This window comes from Vibrio sp. D3, from assembly GCF_043995865.1.
Classification (GTDB): domain Bacteria; phylum Pseudomonadota; class Gammaproteobacteria; order Enterobacterales; family Vibrionaceae; genus Vibrio; species Vibrio diabolicus.
The window spans coordinates 3,015,414-3,035,095 of the sequence record NZ_CP171887.1 but is presented as its reverse complement, the minus strand read 5'-3'; the positions used below and the strand labels follow the sequence as shown (position 1 = coordinate 3,035,095).

The 19,682-nt window shown below is 47.3% G+C and carries 15 protein-coding genes; 2 read left to right on the top strand and 13 right to left on the bottom strand.

Annotation, left to right across the window (positions count from 1 at the left end; all coding sequences use genetic code 11):
• Positions 1–4 precede the first annotated feature (4 nt).
• The 8 genes from dusB to ACHFJ9_RS22045 form a co-directional block, all read right to left on the bottom strand.
• Positions 5–973 (bottom strand): tRNA dihydrouridine synthase DusB, encoded by a 969-nt coding sequence (dusB, locus tag ACHFJ9_RS22080; protein WP_164667065.1) that lies wholly within the window; start codon positions 971–973, stop codon positions 5–7.
• Positions 974–1,112: 139 nt separating this feature from the next.
• Positions 1,113–2,000 (bottom strand): 50S ribosomal protein L11 methyltransferase, encoded by an 888-nt coding sequence (prmA, locus tag ACHFJ9_RS22075; RefSeq protein ID WP_164667064.1) that lies wholly within the window; start codon positions 1,998–2,000, stop codon positions 1,113–1,115.
• Positions 2,001–2,165: 165 nt separating this feature from the next.
• Positions 2,166–3,509, bottom strand: a complete 1,344-nt coding sequence (accC, locus tag ACHFJ9_RS22070) for an acetyl-CoA carboxylase biotin carboxylase subunit (protein WP_005397839.1) — start codon at positions 3,507–3,509, stop codon at positions 2,166–2,168.
• Positions 3,510–3,523: 14 nt separating this feature from the next.
• Positions 3,524–3,988: an acetyl-CoA carboxylase biotin carboxyl carrier protein gene (gene accB, locus ACHFJ9_RS22065; protein WP_005397840.1), complete on the bottom strand. Its 465-nt coding sequence runs from the start codon at positions 3,986–3,988 to the stop codon at positions 3,524–3,526.
• A gap of 61 nt (positions 3,989–4,049) precedes the next feature.
• On the bottom strand, positions 4,050–4,499 hold the full coding sequence (aroQ, locus tag ACHFJ9_RS22060) for a type II 3-dehydroquinate dehydratase (RefSeq protein ID WP_005397842.1): 450 nt from the start codon (positions 4,497–4,499) through the stop codon (positions 4,050–4,052).
• A 303-nt stretch (positions 4,500–4,802) separates the two neighbouring features.
• Positions 4,803–6,755, bottom strand: coding sequence for an acetate--CoA ligase (gene acs, locus ACHFJ9_RS22055; RefSeq protein ID WP_006742998.1), 1,953 nt, complete (start codon positions 6,753–6,755; stop codon positions 4,803–4,805).
• A 237-nt stretch (positions 6,756–6,992) separates the two neighbouring features.
• Positions 6,993–7,622: a 3'-5' exonuclease gene (locus ACHFJ9_RS22050; RefSeq protein WP_005382363.1), complete on the bottom strand. Its 630-nt coding sequence runs from the start codon at positions 7,620–7,622 to the stop codon at positions 6,993–6,995.
• A 35-nt stretch (positions 7,623–7,657) separates the two neighbouring features.
• Complete coding sequence (locus ACHFJ9_RS22045) at positions 7,658–9,484, bottom strand: DUF294 nucleotidyltransferase-like domain-containing protein (protein ID WP_225462216.1); 1,827 nt, start codon at positions 9,482–9,484, stop codon at positions 7,658–7,660.
• 230 nt (positions 9,485–9,714) lie between these two features.
• On the opposite strand from ACHFJ9_RS22045, the gene ACHFJ9_RS22040 reads away from it, so the two are divergent.
• Both ACHFJ9_RS22040 and ACHFJ9_RS22035 read left to right on the top strand, forming a co-directional pair.
• Positions 9,715–10,902, top strand: coding sequence for a 3-phenylpropionate MFS transporter (locus ACHFJ9_RS22040; protein WP_005397849.1), 1,188 nt, complete (start codon positions 9,715–9,717; stop codon positions 10,900–10,902).
• Between the two features lie 143 nt (positions 10,903–11,045).
• A complete protein-coding gene (locus tag ACHFJ9_RS22035; protein WP_395356310.1) occupies positions 11,046–14,477 on the top strand; it encodes a PAS-domain containing protein in 3,432 nt (1,143 codons plus the stop codon).
• Positions 14,478–14,571: 94 nt separating this feature from the next.
• On the opposite strand, the gene ACHFJ9_RS22030 is transcribed toward ACHFJ9_RS22035, so the two are convergent.
• The 5 genes from ACHFJ9_RS22030 to ACHFJ9_RS22010 all read right to left on the bottom strand — a co-directional run bounded on the left by ACHFJ9_RS22030 (position 14,572) and on the right by ACHFJ9_RS22010 (position 19,296).
• Positions 14,572–15,957 (bottom strand): class II fumarate hydratase, encoded by a 1,386-nt coding sequence (locus tag ACHFJ9_RS22030; protein ID WP_282150628.1) that lies wholly within the window; start codon positions 15,955–15,957, stop codon positions 14,572–14,574.
• 17 nt (positions 15,958–15,974) lie between these two features.
• Positions 15,975–16,352, bottom strand: coding sequence for a hypothetical protein (locus ACHFJ9_RS22025; protein WP_012841320.1), 378 nt, complete (start codon positions 16,350–16,352; stop codon positions 15,975–15,977).
• 201 nt (positions 16,353–16,553) lie between these two features.
• Positions 16,554–17,036: a hypothetical protein gene (locus tag ACHFJ9_RS22020; protein ID WP_139059577.1), complete on the bottom strand. Its 483-nt coding sequence runs from the start codon at positions 17,034–17,036 to the stop codon at positions 16,554–16,556.
• A 256-nt stretch (positions 17,037–17,292) separates the two neighbouring features.
• The gene (locus ACHFJ9_RS22015; RefSeq protein ID WP_005397550.1) at positions 17,293–19,020 is read right to left on the bottom strand and encodes a sodium:solute symporter family protein; all 1,728 of its coding nucleotides are present in this window, start codon (positions 19,018–19,020) and stop codon (positions 17,293–17,295) included.
• A gap of 12 nt (positions 19,021–19,032) precedes the next feature.
• Positions 19,033–19,296 carry a DUF4212 domain-containing protein gene (locus tag ACHFJ9_RS22010; protein WP_395356307.1) on the bottom strand — a complete coding sequence of 88 codons (264 nt, stop codon included), beginning with the start codon at positions 19,294–19,296 and terminating at the stop codon, positions 19,033–19,035.
• Positions 19,297–19,682: the final 386 nt, after the last annotated feature.

Here is a 19,682-nt window from a genome sequence, read left to right as displayed (position 1 = left end):
TTAATTATGATGCAACGTTATCAAAATAACCTTCTAACGCCTCAATTTGCAGCGGAGCTGCGTCGATAGCGTTGAAGGTACGGCGAAACTCACTTGCCTGTTCATGCTCTTTTAGGTACCACCCTACGTGCTTACGCGCGATACGTGGGCCTAAGTACTCTCCATAAAATTCATGTAGAGCATTCACATGACCAAGCATAATGGTTTTCACTTCCTCAGTAGGAAGCTCACCCATTGTGGTGCCGTTTTCCAAATAGTGATGGATTTCCTGGAAAATCCAAGGACGACCCTGGGCAGGGCGTCCAATCATTAAAGCGTCCGCACCGGTGTACTCCAGTACAAATTTGGCTTTCTCCGGGCTATCGATATCACCGTTCGCGATAACCGGAATTGAAATCGCCTCTTTTACCGCTTTAATGCTGTCGTATTCGGCCTCACCTTTGTACATACATGCTTTCGTTCTGCCATGCAGAGCAAGAGCTTGTATGCCGCAGTTTTCGGCTAATTTAGCGATCTGGACACAGTTCTTGTTGTCTGTATCCCAGCCAGTTCGAGTCTTTAACGTTACAGGAACGTCCACTGCATTCACGACCGCTTTCAAAATCTCTTCGATAATGTTTGGGTATTGAAGCAGAGCAGAGCCCGCTAGCTTCTTATTCACTTTTTTTGCCGGGCAGCCCATGTTGATGTCGATGATTTGTGCACCGTTCTCAACACTGAATTGAGCTGCGTCCGCCATAAGCTGTGGATCGGAACCCGCAATCTGTACAGAGCGAATGCCCGATTCGCCCTCGTGTACCATGCGCTGTTTCGACTTTGACGTTCCCCATAGTTTTGGGTTAGCAGACATCATTTCACTGACGGCCATTCCCGCACCATAACGAAGACACAACTCGCGAAACGGTCTATCCGTTACACCAGCCATAGGGGCTACGATTAGATTGTTCTTAAGTTGATAGTTTCCGATTTTCAAAACGTCATCACAGTTCTGTACCAGCAAGGGCGCGCATTTTACGCATTTTTTCACTGCGTGAAAAGACTAATATTTGAGCATTTACAAATTGTTTTTGTAAATTGTATGAATTTCAAACAATTAGCTCTGAAAACCTTGTCTAGCCTTGCTTACGACCAGAGATACGACACCATTCACTTTGCTCAACAATCGGGTCAATGTGAAGCTCGTCACGGTAATAGTTCGCAACATCTTCGGCTTGAGTGTCTAATACGCCAGACATAGCGAGGTCGCCATGTGGCTTAACTAGCCCTTTAATGATTGGTGCAAGTTCACGCAGTGGGCCAGCAAGAATGTTAGCAACAACCACGTCTGCAATCAGACCTTCTGGTTGGTTTTGAGGAAGGTAAACTTCTAGTTTGTCGGCAACGCCGTTACGCTCTGCGTTGTCTTTCGAAGCAAGCAGTGCTTGAGGATCAATGTCGATCCCTATCACTTTTTCAGCGCCTAGTTTGATCGCCGCGATCGCCAGAATGCCTGAGCCACAACCGAAGTCGATAACGGTTTTACCGCTCAGATCCATGCTTTCTAGCCACTCAAGACAAAGTGCTGTTGTAGGGTGCGTACCCGTACCGAATGCAAGGCCAGGATCCAACATAACATTAACAGCGTCAGGATCTGGAATGTCGCGCCAGCTTGGACAAATCCATAGGCGTTCACCAAATTTCATTGGGTGGAAGTTTTCCATCCATTCGCGTTCCCAGTCTTTATCTTCAAGCTGTTCTACTTTGTAAGCAAAATTGTCAGCCAGCATATTGCTCGCTTTAATTTGATTGATGATGAAGTTGGTGTCTGCTTCTGCATCGTACAGTGCCAGAATGTCAGTATCGCCCCATAAGCGAGTTTCGCCAGGTAGAGGTTCGAATACAGGTGTATCCTGCGCGTCTAAGAATGTAACAGACAGCGCGCCAGTCTCTTCCATTAGCATATCGCCGATTTGCTCAGCGTTTTCATTGGTCGCGTTGAGTTTGATTTGAATCCAAGGCATTGGTTTTTGCTCTTAAAGTGAATGAAGTGGCGCAGAGTTTACCAGAACTCTACGATTTGTTTGAGTATATACCCAAATAAGCCTACGTATTTGTTGAATGCTTAGAGTACATACAAAACAAAAATGCCCACGGATGTGGGCATTTTTTAAGACGTTAGCTAAGGCTTATTGTAAGCCGAGCTTCTTCTCTAGGTAGTGGATGTTTGCACCACCATGCTGGAAGTTTTCGTCATTCATAATGGAGAATTGCAGTGGCACGTTGGTTTTGATGCCTTCGATGATCATCTCACCCAGAGCATTCTTCATGCGCGCAATCGCCACATCACGGTTTTCACCGTACGTGATTAGCTTACCAATCATTGAATCGTAATGAGGTGGTACTGTGTAACCAGAATAGATGTGTGATTCCCAACGCACACCCATACCGCCAGGCGCGTGGAAACGCTCGATCTTACCTGGAGATGGTAGGAAGCGTTCTGGGTCTTCTGCGTTGATACGGCACTCAATCGCATGGCCACGGATCTTAATGTCATCTTGAGTGAATGACAGAGGTTGACCCGCTGCAACGCGAAGCTGTTCTTTGATTAGGTCGATGCCGGTAACCATTTCTGTTACTGGGTGTTCTACCTGAATACGAGTGTTCATTTCGATGAAGTAGAATTCACCGTTCTCGTATAGGAATTCGAACGTACCTGCGCCGCGGTAACCAATTTCGATACATGCACGAGTACAACGTTCACCGATGTACTTACGCATCTCTTCAGTGATACCTGGTGCTGGCGCCTCTTCCACTACTTTTTGGTGACGACGTTGCATTGAACAATCACGCTCACCAAGGTGGATTGCGCCGCCTTGACCGTCAGCGATAACTTGCACTTCAACGTGACGAGGGTTTTCTAGGAATTTCTCCATGTAAACCATGTCGTTGTTGAACGCTGCTTTTGCTTCAGCACGCGTCATTGCAATCGCTTGAATTAGGTCTTTTTCTGCGCGAACGACACGCATACCACGGCCACCGCCGCCACCAGACGCTTTGATGATGACTGGATAACCAATGCGTTTAGCAAACGCCTTGTTTTTCTCTTCGTCGTTGTCCAGAGGACCGTCAGAGCCAGGTACACAAGGAACGCCAGCTTTCTTCATTGCGTTGATAGCCGACACTTTGTCACCCATCAGGCGGATAGTGTCTGCTTTTGGACCAACGAAGATGAAACCACTGCGCTCAACTTGCTCAGCGAAGTCTGCGTTTTCTGACAAGAAGCCGTAACCAGGGTGAATGGCAACGGCCCCTGTTACTTCTGCTGCAGAAATAATTCGTGGGATATTTAGGTAGCTGTCGATACCACGAGCAGGGCCGATACATACGGTTTCGTCTGCGAGTAGTACGTGCTTAAGATCGCGGTCAGCTGTCGAGTGAACAGCGACGGTCTTAATACCTAACTCTTTACAAGCGCGAAGAATACGAAGTGCAATTTCACCTCGGTTCGCGATGACTACTTTGTCTAGCATAAGGCAAGCCCCGCTTATTCGATTACAACAAGAGGTTGGTCGAATTCAACTGGTTGGCCGTCTTCAGCTAGGATCGCTGTAACAACGCCAGATTTGTCCGCTTCGATTTGGTTCATCATTTTCATTGCTTCAACAATACATAGCGTATCGCCAGCATTTACTTTCTGACCCACTTCTACGAATGCTTTAGAGTCTGGGCTTGGAGAACGGTAGAAAGTACCAACCATTGGAGAAAGAACTTGGTGACCTGCAGGCGTTGCAGCTGCTGGAGCTTCTGCTGCTGGCGCTTCTGCTACTGGTGCCGCTGCTGCTGGAGCAGGTGCCGCTACTGGAGCTGCTGCGTAGTGAACTGGTGCTTGAGGGGCTGCAGTGCCGTGACGACTGATGCGTACTGACTCTTCACCTTCAGAAATCTCTAGCTCAGCAATGCCAGACTCTTCAACTAACTCAATTAGCTTCTTGATTTTACGAATATCCATCTTTTCTTTCTCTTTTATCTTGTGATTAAGACAACCCTCGTGGGGTTGCAGAGTGTTAGGGTTACTTTGCCTGTAGCTTATTAATCGCGGCAGACAGAGCGAATTCATAACCTTGTGCGCCTAAACCGCAAATCACGCCTTCTGCTTTATCTGACAGATAAGAGTGATGACGAAATGGTTCGCGTGCGTGCACATTTGATAAGTGCACCTCAATAAATGGGATGGCGACGCCAAGTAATGCATCTCGCAGTGCCACACTGGTATGAGTGAAAGCCGCTGGATTGATGATGATGAAGTCAATCTTGCCATAAGCAGCATGAATGGCTTCAATCAGTTCGTACTCACGATTTGATTGTAGGTGTTCCAGTTCCACCCCAGCGTTATGAGCTTGCTTCGTAAGAGCATCCACAACTTGTGCTAAGGTGCTGTGACCATAGTGTGTCGGTTCGCGCAGACCCAATAGGTTAAGATTTGGTCCGTTTAGAACAAGAATCCGTGACTTTGCAGACATTATGTTGCTATCTTCCCTTATCGTGAGTGGAACGTTTATATTCCCAAATATACGATAGTTCAGCACGATTTTTTTGTTAAAACCGAGCAAATTTTAAAAAATCGACCAAGATTATAGCTAATTCATAGCAATTAGCAGCAATTTACTGGTCTAATCTCCTAATAGCCACCTTCGTTTCTGTAACCAAGTTAACAAAAACAACATAATTGCCATGTTCTTTGTGTGGCTAATTTGTGCGCAAAAGCAAAAAACCGCCATGAGTGATGGCGGTTTTTAAAGTGCTTTTAAAACAGTTGGTTGAATTTATGCCAATTCTGCTTTCTCTGCGATAAGTTTGTCTACCACGCTCGGATCGGCAAGCGTTGATGTGTCTCCGAGGTTGCTTGTATCGCCCGTTGCAATCTTACGCAGGATTCGACGCATGATCTTACCAGAGCGAGTCTTCGGTAAGGAATCCGTCCAGTGCAGTACATCTGGTGTCGCGATTGGACCAATCTCTTTACGCACCCAATCTTTAACTTCTTTGTGCAGCTCTGCTGACGGGAATTCACCATCGTTCAATGTAATGTAAGCGTAGATAGCTTGGCCCTTGATGTCATGTGGAATACCAACAATCGCCGCTTCTGCAATCTTGTGGTGCGCCACTAGCGCTGATTCAATTTCAGCGGTACCCATACGGTGGCCCGACACGTTTAGTACGTCATCAACACGGCCAGTGATCCAGTAGTAGCCGTCTTCGTCACGACGCGCACCATCACTGGTGAAGTACATACCCTTAAAGGTTGAGAAGTAGGTCTGTTCAAAGCGCTCATGGTCGCCGTAAACCGTGCGCATCTGGCCTGGCCAAGAATCAAGGATAACCAAGTTACCTTCAGCAACAGTATCTTCAAGAATATTGCCCATGTTATCGACAAGAGCAGGCTGGACGCCGAAGAATGGGCGAGTCGCAGAGCCTGGTTTTAGATCGGTTGCCCCCGGTAGTGGCGCAATCAAGATGCCGCCAGTTTCCGTTTGCCACCAAGTATCGACGATAGGTGAGTTCTCGTTACCAATCGTTTTGTAGTACCACTCCCACGCTTCTGGGTTGATTGGTTCGCCCACTGAGCCCATGATGCGCAGGCTTGAACGAGATGTGCCTGCAACCGCTTCATCACCTTTTGCCATTAGCGCACGAATCGCGGTTGGGGCGGTGTATAGAATGTTGACTTGGTGTTTATCAACCACTTCGCTCATACGGCTTGTGCTTGGGTAGTTTGGTACACCTTCGAATAAGATGGTCTTCGCCCCATTTGCTAGTGGACCGTAGATTAGGTAAGTGTGACCGGTAATCCAACCCACGTCCGCGGTACACCAGAAGGTTTCGCCTGGTTGGTAATCGAACACATATTTGAAGGTCATCGCCGCGTAAACGAGGTAACCGCCTGTTGTGTGTAGTACGCCTTTAGGTTTGCCTGTTGAACCTGAAGTGTAAAGGATGAAGAGCGGATCTTCGGCTTTCATCTCTTCTGGTGGGCAAACGTCAGAAACGTTAGCTGTTGCTTCGTGCCACCAAACATCACGATGTTCATGCCATTCGACATCACCACCTGTACGTTTAAGCACCAACACTTTATTGATGGTTTTTACGTCTGGGTTAGTTAGTGCTTCGTCCACGTTCTTTTTCAGTGGAACGGCACGCCCGCCACGCACGCCTTCATCAGCGGTGATCACGACTTTAGCGTCAGAGTCGATGATACGGCCAGAGAGAGCTTCTGGTGAGAAACCACCAAATACAACGGTATGAACCGCACCGATGCGGGTACAAGCGAGCATAGCCACTGCGGCTTCTGGCACCATTGGCATGTATAAACACACCACGTCGCCTTTACGTACGCCTTGCTCTTTCAATGCGTTGGAGAACTTACATACTTCTTTGTGCAGTTCGTTGAAAGTGAGTGTTTTGTCGTCGGCTGGATCATCGCCTTCCCAGATGATTGCGACGTCATCCCCGTGTTCTGCGAGATGACGGTCAATACAGTTCGCCGAGACGTTCAGCGTGCCGTCTTCAAACCAACGAATGTCGACATGACCAGTATCGAAAGAGGTGCTTTTTACTTTGGTGAAAGGTTTGATCCAATCAACGATTTTGCCGTGTTCGTTCCAGAAGCCCTCTGGATCGGTTACCGACTGCTGATACATGGCTAAGTAAGTATCATTATCCGCGTGTGTATGAGTTTTAATATTTTCTTTTACCGGATAAACGTGGGCTTCGCTCATGGCTTCTCTCCTTGTGCCTTATTTCTCGGCCTTACACCAATCTAGATAAGATTTTGAATATGTTTTTGTAGGGCTGCTTTTTGGTTCTAAATAACTTGGTCGTGGTAATGACGACGTTGTGCTTATAACTGTCAGTCACTGCGCGTATTTCCACAATTAGACTTTAGGATGAGAGTGAAGGAAGCGCCGTGAAATCGCTGAAACAAAAGTATTTCTGGGAGCTAGGTCAACTGATTTTTATGTATACGGCGCGGTTAGGTTGGGCAAATCGCCTTTCGTTAAGCGAACAAAGACCAAAGCGGCAGAAATCGCATCTTGTAAAGCGTCGTGTTTATCTTGGATAGGAAGTTCGAGGTGTTTACAAATGGCATCCAGACTTAAGTCGAAATAGGCATTGGGCAAATGTCTTTCCAACTTGTCGTGATAAATCTGACTGACCTCTATGAGCGGGTTAGGAAGAGGAAAGCCAAGTTGCCTCAGACAAGCAAGATCTAAGATCTTTTTATCGTAACGAATGTGATAGCCGACAAGTGGTCGGTTGCCGATAAAGTCGAGCAGCTCGAGCAGCGCCTCTTTTTCGCTAATTCCGTCGACTAAGTCTTGGTGGCGAATTCGATGAATTTTGACTGAGCCAGAATCGAGCGATTGCGGCGCGCGTAAGCGGACTTCAAATGGCTGACTAGTGATGATGCGGTTGTCGATGATCTTCGTGGCCGCAATGGTCACCAACTCGGCACGATTTGGATCAAGGCTGGTGGTTTCGCAGTCGAGAGAGACGTATTCCGTTTTGTCGGGCGTGCAAAAAAGCGACTGATAAGGAGAGCCTTTCAGTTTGTAGTGCCAGTATTTGCGTTGTAACCAGTTCATTGCCTACGCCTCTGTATGATTTATGAAAATCATGGTTAATCACGAATTTGATAGTGGAAGCCTAAAAATTGCTTAAATTTTTTCACTACATGTAAGCTGTGGCGAAGTAAATCACGCTCGGTTCTATCCAGTTGTTTAATATCAATGTTATTCAATGCTTCTTGCTTTTTGAGTTGTTGATTAAGGCGAACCTTAAAGAACAATTTCAGTGCTTCGTTGAGGTTATCTGCCGTTTCAGGCTCTAAGATGCGTTTTTTTCGAAGTGCTTCAATGCGCTCAAACGTGTTCTTCTCCTCAATGGCATATTCCAAAGACAAGGTGCGAATGCCGTGCACAATTGGGAAAATGCCGCCGCGTTTAATATCTAATCCGTCCTTAGCACTTTTTACGTTGCCAAACAGAGTTAGGGGCACAGAAAACTGCAAGGCAGGGCGAGTAAAATCAGACAGTATCAACATGCGATCTTTCATTGTGTCGCGAAGATGGGCCGCGATTGGAGCCAGCAGCTCGCGATTCCCTGCAACAGCATGGGCGTCACTGAAAATGGCTAAGTCCATGATTTGTTGTGGTTCGGCTTTGGCTATCCAGCGGTCTAAGGTGTTTATCCATTCTTGCTGCGTTTTGACCCATTTCGGGTTGTTGACCATGACTTTACCCGGACAGAGTGGGTAGCCGAGCTGTTGTAGAGTGTGCGTGAAGGATTGCATCACTTGTTCGCAATGAGGCCATTCCAAACCATCTTGAATAATTAGAGCATTGTCTTGGTCTGTCTTGAGAATTTGTTCTCCTCGACCTTCTGAGCCGAGTACGATTAAGCAGCAATGATCGTGCAAGGCCGGTGGAACCACTAACTCGAACGCTTTTTCGATAATTTGCTCGTTCACGGCGGAAATTAACTCCATGATAAAGCGAGTGCGGATGCCGTTTCTCAATAAGCTCTCGACCAATTGACGTTGGCGGTTTGAGGCCAATGTGAGCTCTTCCACACTGCTTGCTCTGGCAATACTGAGCGTTAACACGTGAGAGTGGGTGGAGAACGCGCTGAGAATTTGGGTCATATCCAGCATGCCGACGGCTTGGTTGCCATCACATACCATGAGACGTTTCATTCGATTTCGGGTCATGGTGATCATGGCATTGAATAAAAAATCACCATCATCAACGTGATAGACAGGAAAGGTGGCGATATCACCAACAGGGGTATTGAGTGCGCTGCCATCTAACATCACGGAGTGCAGCATGTTGGTTCGCGTCACGATGGCGTATGGATGAGCCGAGGGCCATTTTTCTAATCTCGGATCGTCATCATTGAGTTTGACAAGTGCTGCATCGATCCCATTTGCTTTTAGGGTGTGCGTCACCTCGTTAATCGGCGTATTTGGCTCAAGGATCATCGGTGGGTGATAAATGCTGCGGTCAACTTTGGTGAGGATAAACTCTGCCAAGTTTTGTTGTTGGTGAGCGGCTTCGATGAGTTCTTGTCGCTTTGATAAATTGTTATCGAAATAGGCCGCAAACTGACCATTCTCGTTGTAAAGCGCCAGAAAGACGTCTTTCGGTAGCAGATAGGAGAGCGTGTCTTCAAGTGCGATGTATTGATGACGTACGTTGTCTTCAAGTAACGAGCGCACATCAAACATATCGTCGTTGGCATAATGCGCGAACACTTCCTGCTGATCTTGGGAGCGCTCTTCTACCGCGCCTTTGATCAGAATATGCAAGTGAGGGTTCTTCTGTCCGCAAGATAAAATTACATCTCGAGCTCGATAGTAGGCAACGTCCAGAGACGAGCGCAGTCGTGTCTGTTGTGCTTCGGTTAAGCGGTCGAATGGTGGAGATTGCATGTTAAATTTGTCAGGCATGAGAACACCCAATGATGGAAGGAACACTCTCTAAGTCTGACAAATTTCCTACCGGAAGCCAGACGACTTTGGTCTAAATCACGATGATTTCGCTTTAAGATGGCCAATGTCGCAAAGTTAGTATTCCATCGAGGAAACGATAAGTTGCCTATTCTTCCCTTTTTATAATACGCATAGCGATCCATAATTCCCGGTTCGAACGTTGATGTTCCCGTTTTAGGATATTAGTAATGTTGAAACCTTCTCCGTATGGCTGGATTTCCCAGTACTTTCTCGGATTCTTCTTTGCGTATGGCGTATATCTGCCATTTTGGTCACTTTGGTTTAAGGAGCAAGGTGTCTCTTCGACCGACATCGGTTTGCTAGTTGGGTTAGGTCTTGCGACACGTTGTGTTGCCAATATCGTGATCACCCCACGAGTGCACAAAGTTGAACACCTTATGCCTGCTTTACGTTGGTTGAGTTTCGCTGCCCTCCTATTTGTTGGATTTCACTTTTTTACAGGTGGCAGTTTTTGGTTAATGGCGTTAGCGACGGTGCTATTTAACCTCTGTTGTGGGCCGATTGTTCCATTATCGGACGCGATGGCAAACTACTACGCTCGTCTGAAAATGCTCGACTACGGCCGTACGCGCTTATGGGGCTCGATCGCCTTTATCGCGGGTTCGACGGCCGTGGGTTATCTGGTGGCTGAATTTGGCTCTGATATGATCTTGTACACGGCGATGGCCGGGGTATTAGTTTCGTTGCTATTTTCAATGCGTATGACTAACCCGATGCCCGTTACGCTTGGTGGGCAAAGCGCGGAGCGTCCAAAACTGAGTGCTCTTTTGACAGACAAGCCGATACTTAAATTCTTAGTGTTGGTGTCATTAATTCAGGGCAGTCATGCGGCTTACTACGGTTTTAGCGCTATTCACTGGAAAGCCGCAGGTCATTCGGAAGATGTGATTGGCTATCTGTGGAGCTTGGGTGTTGCAGCCGAAGTGGCAGTGTTTGCGCTGAGCAAACGTTTATTTGTCGGTTGGTCAATGCGCGCGTTATTTGTTGTTGCTGCCGTTGGTGTGATGATGCGTTGGGGCATTACGGCATCGACAACGTCGATTGTTGCTTTGGTGATTGTTCAATTATTGCATGGTGTGACCTTCGCAACGGCACACATTGCTGCGATTCAATATATCCAAAACTCGGAAGAGAATAAGATAGTGGCGCTGCAAGCATTGTATAACGCGATTCCGCTAGGCGCATTCATCGCACTGATGACCGTGTTGAGCGGTTGGGGTTATGAGCACTGGGGACCACTTGTGTTCTGGGGCATGGCCGCGATGGGTTTATTGGCATTGTTCATCAAGCTCGAACCACAAGAGCCACATCATGTGGTCGATGTATCAGACAAGTCACTGGAAACACAGAATTAGACTTCTGTGACAAAGGTTAAAAACTAAGCTTTGTCTCCGTTGTGAAAGCAGTGTTAAATGAAACCTCTCCCTAATGGAGAGGTTTTTTTATTCTCTTGCTTTAAAACGGCAAGAAAGGCAAGAAAGGCAAGAAAGGATATCGGATGCAAGGATGGCTGGTGGTTCCCGTTTCTTTGGCGTATTTGGGAGCCTTATTTATCATCGCGTGGTACGGCGACATTCAGAAAAGGTGGTTAGCACGCTGGCGGCCGTGGATTTATAGCCTTTCCATTGCGGTGTACTGTACATCGTGGACCTTCTACGGCACGGTCGGGCAGGCCAGCAGTAACCCTTGGTCTTTCTTGCCCATCTATATTGCCCCCATTTTAGTGTTTACCATCGGATGGCGCGTTTTAGCTCGGCTTATTTTGATTGCTAAACGGGAACACATCACGTCGATTGCTGATTTTATCGGAGCTCGTTACGGCAAATCTCAAGGTTTGGCCGTAGTTGTTACACTCATTGCAGTTGCGGGAATTTTGCCGTACATCGCTTTGCAGTTGCGTGGTATCACCATGGGGCTAGAAATCATTGCCCCAGAACTGGCTACCGATTTTGGTTATCAAAACGATAGCGTGTCGTGGTTTGTCGTGGTCGCACTGGCAATTTTTACCATGCTATTTGGTACCCGGCACATTGATAACACGGAACACCATCGTGGGATGATGATGGCGATTGCCTTCGAATCGATTATCAAACTGTTGGCGTTTTTAGTAGTCGGTGTATTCATTGTTTGGTTGGCGATGAACACCGAGAATTTGAGCTTAGTTGATGTTGCCGCACAGACGTATCAGTCACCAAACATCCCGACCATATTGATTCATACCGTACTCACGATGCTGGCGATTGTTTGTCTTCCACGACAATTCCATACGATGGTAGTGGAAAATGAGCGCGCGCAAGATTTGCATGTTGCTCGTTGGTTGTTTCCCATTTATCTGATCTTGATGGGGATTTTTGTTTTACCTATTGCGTGGGTAGGGCAAGGTTTGTTGAGTGGTGCTTCGCCTGATACTTATGTGATCAGTGTGCCGATGTCGGTAGGGGCGAGTGAAATCGCTTTGCTTGCATTTTTAGGTGGCACTTCGGCGGCCAGTGGCATGGTTATCGTGTCGACGATTGCCTTAGCGATCATGGTATCGAACGACTTGGTTATGCCACTACTATTGCGTCGCATGCGATTGACGCAGCGTAACCATCATCACTTCTCTGAATTATTACTGCGGATCCGCCGTGGTCTGATTTTAGTCCTACTAATTGGCGCTTGGGGTTTTTATCAAGCGTTAGATACCATTCACTCACTCTCAGCGATCGGCTTTCTCTCATTTGCGGCGATCACGCAATTCGCGCCTGCGCTGGTGGGCGGTATGTACTGGCGTCAAGGGAATAAGAAGGGTGTGTATGTTGGCTTGGCTGTAGGCTTTACCATTTGGCTGATTACGTTAATGAGCCAAACGGACATGCTTGCCGGGAATGCCAGTAACAACTTTTTGATTTGGTTGATCACCCCACCAGAGGTATTGGCTGGCTTTGACATTGCGATTTCAGATTGGGGGATGATCCTCAGCGTGGTCGCCAATGCAGTGTGTTTTGTCGTGGTTTCTATGACTACACGACCAAGCCTAAGTGAGCGCTTACAATCGGCATCATTCGTTGGTACGCCACTGCCTGAAAGCGAAAACATGAGCCTATACCAGAGTCGTGTTACGGTTGCTGAACTAGAAATGCTAGCGTCTAGGTTTGTTGGGCGAACGCGAGTAAAAGCGGCTTTTCAAGCGTATTGGAGCCAGCAACGAGAAGAGCTAATGCCGAATCAGCAAGCGCCATCTTCTCTGATTCGACATACCGAACGTGTATTAGCCGGGGTATTCGGTGCTTCTTCTGCTAAGTTAGTACTTACTTCTGCCCTGCAAGGAAGAAACATGCAGCTTGAAGAGGTGGCGACTATCGTCGATGAAGCCTCTGAACTGTACGATTTTAGCCGAGGCCTACTTCAGGGGGCGATTGAACATATCGGCCAAGGTATTGCGGTGGTCGACAAGCAATTACGCTTGGTGGCTTGGAACCAACGCTACTTAGAACTCTTTGAATTTCCGCCAGGCTTGATCCAAGTTGGGCGACCGATTGCGGATGTGATTCGGCACAATGCAGAGCAAGGTTTATGTGGACCAGGCGATCCTGATGACCACGTCCGTCGTCGCGTTTATCACCTTGAGCAAGGGACTCGGCACACCTCTTCTCGGGTTCGTCCTGATGGTCGCGTGATTGAGGTACAAGGTAACCCAATGCCAGGTGGTGGCTTTGTGATGAGCTTTACCGACATCACCGTATTCCGTGATGCAGAGCAAGCGCTGAAAGACGCCAACGAGACATTGGAAGAAAGGGTGCGTCTGCGGACTCGGGAATTAGAACAACTTAACAAGCAGCTGGTGGCAGCGACGCAACGCTCCGATTTGGAATCGAAGTCCAAATCACGGTTCTTGGCGGCAGTAAGCCATGACTTGATGCAGCCACTCAACGCGGCGCGCCTGTTCGCTTCTTCACTGTCGGAAGTTGCCAAAGACAGCGAAGCCAAAAAGCTGTCGGCACACATTGAGAGTGCTTTAGAGGCGGCCGAAGACCTGATAGGAGATTTGCTGGATATTTCGCGCTTGGAGTCGGGCAAGCTGGAAGTCAATGTGCACGGTTTTGCGTTAAACGATGTGTTGTCGAATTTGAATGCGGAGTTCAGCGCATTAGCCAAGCAACAAGGCATAGCATTCACCATGATTCCATCCTCACTCATGGTGAAATCGGATCCCAAACTGCTGCGCCGTGTGGTGCAAAACTTCCTGACCAATGCGTTTCGTTATAACCCGAATGGCAAAGTGGCGCTCGGTGTTCGCCGGGTAAAAGGGCGAGTGCGTATTGATGTGTGGGACAACGGTGTAGGTATTGAAGAAGAGAAGCAGCAAGAGATCTTTGAAGAGTTTAATCGCGGAACTCAAGTTCGTTCCGACCAAGGTCTCGGGCTTGGTTTGGCGATTTCCAAGGGAATTGCTCAGGTACTTGGGCATGAAATTTCGATGCGCTCTTGGGTTGGAAAAGGCAGTGTTTTTTCCATCACCCTAGATAAAGCTGATCATGTTCAGCCTCATCCAGTTCACGTGGCAATGAGTAAGCAATCTGAACTTGGTCATCTGAGAATCCTATGTGTCGATAATGAGCCTGACATTCTAGTCGGCATGGAAAACTTACTGTCTCGATGGGGCTGCGATACACGAGTTGCAATTGATTTAGTTGAAAGTCTACAAGCGCTTGAGGATGGTTGGATTCCGGACGTGATTTTCTCCGATTACCGACTTGATGATGGTCGTACTGGCTTGGAAGTGCTACAGCAATGTCGCTTGAGACTAGGCAGCTGCTTTGAAGGTGTCATCATCAGCGCGGATCGCACCGATGATATGCTTGATGGCATCAAGGCAAATGGGTTCAGCTTTATTGCGAAGCCAGTTAAGCCGCTTAAATTGCGTTCGGTGCTCAACCGCGTCGCATAGATTTAGAGTGTTTTAGCGTTGCTATAAAAGAGACCTCCGAATGGAGGTCTCTGTGTTTGTAATCTTATTTTGGTTTGTAGGCTGAGTTTGCCGCTTATTCCGCAACACCACCTTGGGTGAGTTTTGCGGGATTAAGCAATCGTTCTAACGTGGCTCTATCTAAATCAGTTTCTTCTTCCGCGACATCAATAATCGCGCGTCCCTGTTTGTAGGCTTTTTTCGCGATTTCTGCCGCTTTTAGGTAGCCAATGACCGGGTTGAGGGCCGTGACCAAAATTGGATTTTTGGCGAGCGCTACATCCAAGTTATCTTGACGAACTTCGAATGTTGCAATGGCTTTATCGGCTAAAGCGGTTGCGCTGTTAGCGAGCAACTCGATGCTCTCCAATATATTATGAGCAATGACAGGTAGCATGACGTTTAGTTGGAAGTTACCTGCTTGGCCCGCGACGGTAATAGTGGTGTCATTACCAATGACTTGCGCTGATGCCATAGCTGCGGCTTCTGGGATCACAGGATTTACTTTGCCAGGCATGATGGAAGAACCCGGTTGCAAGCCCTGTAATTCAATCTCCCCTAAACCAGCCAATGGGCCTGAGTTCATCCAGCGAAGATCGTTTGCGATCTTCATGATCGCAACTGCTGCTGTTTTGAGCTGTCCCGATAGGGCGACGATCGCATCTTGACTGCTTAAATTGAAAAAGAAGTTATCACTGGCCGTGAACTGAATACGAGTTGACTGGGTTAGGTTGCTAGCGAATAAGTCTGCAAAGCGTGGATCGGCATTGATCCCCGTTCCAACTGCCGTACCACCCTGGGCTAAGGCTTTTACCGCTGGCAGTGCTTGCTCAATCGCTTGCTTAGCATGGTCGATTTGGAACTGCCAACCGCCAAGCTCTTGAGCAAAGGTTATAGGCATCGCGTCCATTAAGTGAGTGCGCCCGGTTTTTACAACATCTTTCAGTGCTTGCTGCTTAGACTCTAGTGCTTGGCTGAGGTGTGACAGGGCCGGAAAGAGCTGTTTTTCAATGGCTAATGCTGCGCTAACTTGAATTGCGGTTGGCACCACATCGTTGCTGCTTTGTCCCATGTTGACGTGATCATTAGGACTGACGGTACCGCCTAGATGCTGGGAGGCCAGTGTTGCAATCACTTCATTCGCATTCATATTTGAGCTGGTGCCTGATCCGGTTTGAAATACGTCAATTGGAAATTGCTCAATATGATTGCCCTCGATAATCGCCTGAGCTGCGTCAGCAATCGCATTAGCGATATCACCTTCAAGCAGCCCCAATTGTGCGTTGGTGAGTGCCGCAGTCTGCTTGATGTGTGCCAACGCTTGGATGAAGCCAGATGGCATCTTATGTTGACTGAATGAGAAGTTATCGACGGCGCGCTGAGTTTGGGCTTGGTAGAGTGCATCTGCTGGGACTTTCACTTCGCCCATACTGTCAGTTTCTATGCGGAATTCGGTGCTCATGGTAGGGATCCTTTTGGTTAATCGAGTGAGATTTGAATCAGGCGTAATTGTTGTTGTAATGCGAGAAATTTCACGTCGCCTTGTTCAAACTGATAGTAATAGCGTTTGAGACAGAATAATGGCGTATGGATAGAATCGAGACAGACACGACGGAAGATGCGACTGCGAGTGGAGTCTTGAATTGCGTCTAGTAGATGGAAATAAACCTGACGCAAAAACAGCTCACACAACAATAGATTTTCTTCATCGGCACCGTGTTCATAGCAGGAAGACAACACCATTCCCCAATGAATATAGTCATGAATTACGTCTGGCTCAAAGCCGTGTGGTGCGGCGAGAAGGAATCTATCTTGTGCTTTAAAAAATGCGTTGAAGATGTCCCGTTTGTTGTCCATAACCACCTCTCGTTTAATGTAATGATAATTATTATCAGTTAAGTGGTGGGTTGGCAACCCTTTTTAGAGTAAGAGGTTGTTGAAGAAAGACTTACGGAAACAAAAGCCGACGTAAAAGCGTCGGCAGAGAGGGAATTATTTAGTCCTGAGGTGACAATGAGGTATCGACGTTTTGGATATCGGTGTCTTTATCTGTGGCCATTACTCTGTAAATAAGGTTTCGTACTTCACAAACGCGGTTTGTGTTTCGCCGTAATAAAGTGTGCCTCCAGATTGAATGACGACTCTTAACCAACTTTCTGCGGATGCTGGTCTTGGTAAGGTAATGTACCAACTTTTTCCAGCCTGATCGGCGGGCTTCATATCAACCGGCTGAGCATTTTTATCTTCGTCATTAACGATCGAAACTTTGACCCCTTCGAGTGGATAAGCGGCATTGAGTGACAATTCTAAGCCATTTTTCGTGAGCTGTTCTGAGCGAAACTTCACTTTAAAGTCGCCATTTTCCATGTCACACAGTCCACTGGTGTAACGACAGTTAGACTTACTCGCGAGTTTGTAAGTTTCCCCTTCTTGTGCCGCGTGGGGTTTCTCGCTGAGTGCCATATCGGTGCCGAAGTAGGCGATCAAAGAAAGAATCGGCGCAATCAGCAGAGCGAGAATAAAGTGCTTGTTTTTGAACATAAAATACTAATTCCATCAATTATCTGTTCATTTTAACTGGCTAAAATCACTAATAACTTCGTTAATGATTTTGAAGGTAGAGCAACTAGCTTGCTGCAATCTTTGCCTTGTTCTAAACAATGGTTTCTGCGTTCCCCGAACATATAACCAATGCCATTCGTGTGCTTCCTTGCTACGGCTCAGGGAATCTAATTATTAGAATAAGTTAGGTGAATAAAAAAGCCCCAAGTGGGGCTTTTGTGGCTTGCGTTATATTTTAGTGGTCCACGGCATCGCCTGCACCAACAGGGACACGAACGTGTTCAACAAGATCTTTAACTTCTTGAGGTGTTTCCGCCGTAACTTTCGATACCGCGAATGCCACGATGAAGTTAAATAGTGCGCCGATAGCACCAAACGCGTTTGGCTCAATACCTAGGAACCAGTTGGTTCCCCAGCTTTCTAGATATTTCCAGTCAGCAACGAATAGGATGCCTTTGTGCTGGAATACGTAGAACAGCGTGATACTGATACCGGCAATCATACCGGCGATTGCGCCTTCTTTATTGATGCCTTTACTGAAGATACCCATCATCAACGCAGGGAAGATGGATGACGCAGCAAGACCAAAGGCGAGCGCCACCGTACCAGCTGCAAAGCCAGGAGGATTCAATCCGAGATAGCCTGCGGCTGCGATTGCCACCGCCATCGAGATTCGGCTGGCAAGCAGCTCCTTCTTCTCGGATATGTTCGGATTTATAACCCCTTTAATTAAGTCATGGGAAATCGCCGACGAAATAGCAAGCAACAGACCCGCTGCTGTGGATAGCGCTGCAGCGAGGCCACCAGCGGCTACGAGTGCAATGACCCAGTTTGGTAGCTTAGCGATTTCTGGGTTTGCTAGTACCATGATGTCACGGTCAACTCGCAACTCATTGGTGTCAGGGTTTGAGGTGTACTCGATCAGGCCATCGCCATTCTTATCATCAAAGCCTAATAGACCTGTTGTTTCCCAGTTTTTGAACCAATCAGGGCGCTCATCATACGCAAGGTGTTGGCCCGGAGCTGGGTTAACGGTATCCATTAGGTTTAGACGAGCCATTGCTGAAACTGCTGGCGCTGTTGTGTATAGAATCGCGATGAACACAAGTGCCCAGCCAGCAGAAGTACGCGCATCACGTACCTTAGGTACCGTAAAGAAACGGATGATAACGTGTGGTAGACCCGCAGTACCGATCATCAATGACATGGTGTAGACGAACATGTTTAGTGTGCTACCGCGAACCTGTGTGGTGTACTCACTAAAGCCGAGTTCGGTCACCACTTGGTCGAGCCTATCGAGCAGATAAACATCGGTGCCTTGAATGGTACTCCCGAGGCCAATCTGAGGTAGCGGGTTACCTGTAAGTTGCAGAGAGATAAAGATTGCAGGGATAGTGTAAGCAAGAATGAGTACGCAATATTGAGCAATCTGCGTGTAAGTGATGCCTTTCATGCCGCCAAGTACGGCGTACATGAATACGATACACATACCAATCAACAGGCCAGTTGAGTAATCGACTTCTAGGAAGCGACCGAAGGCAACGCCAACGCCTTTCATCTGGCCGATAACATAAGTGACCGATGCGATGATAAGACAGATAACCGCCACGATACGTGCTGTGTTCGAGTAGAAGCGTTCACCAACAAACTCTGGCACCGTAAACTTACCAAACTTACGTAGATAAGGGGCGAGTAACAGTGCAAGCAGTACGTAACCGCCCGTCCAACCCATTAGGAATACGGAGCCGCCGTAACCCATAAAGGCAATCAGACCCGCCATTGAGATGAACGATGCCGCCGACATCCAGTCAGCAGCGGTTGCCATACCGTTAGCGATTGGGTTTACCCCGCCACCTGCGACATAGAACTCTTTGGTTGACCCCGCACGCGCCCAGATCGCAATACCGATGTAGAGGACGAAGGTTGCACCAACAACCAGGTAGGTAATAGTTTTCAAATCCATCTGAATTACTCCTTACTCATCTACGCCGAATTCACGGTCGATTTGGCGCATCTTCCATGCGTAATAGAAAATAATACCTAGGAAGGTGTAGATGGAGCCTTGCTGAGCAAACCAGAAACCAAGTTTGTATCCACCTAATTGAAATTGATTAAGTACGTCGACAAATAAAATGCCGCAGCCGAAAGACACTACGAACCAGATGACCATAAGGCCAATCATGAGCTTCACGTTTTTGTCCCAATAGGCTTTGGCTGTTTCTTCGCTTTCAAATGCCATTGCCGTCTCCTTACGATTGGTATTGTTGTTAAAAAAATGTTTCAACATGTACATTAGCAAGGTGTTGGCAAGAACTCTTTTCAACTTTAGTCGGGGTATGAAAAATAAAAAACTCCCGTGATATGGGCGCTTAGAGAAGAGTTAGGGTTATTTGTTAATGTTAAAAAGCTGTTAAATTAGCCAAAGGTCTAAGGAGAGAAATGATAAAAAGCACGAATAAGAGACGTGATTAATTTTTTCTTCATTGATTTTAGCGATCCTTAACAGAAACATTCTGCGTTCTTCTTTTTATCAATCAGCGAAAAAACTGGCGTGAAAACTTCACAAGTAATTTATTTACATAAAGTTTTCGTACCAAATCACCGTTTTAGCGCACAATAAAGTAA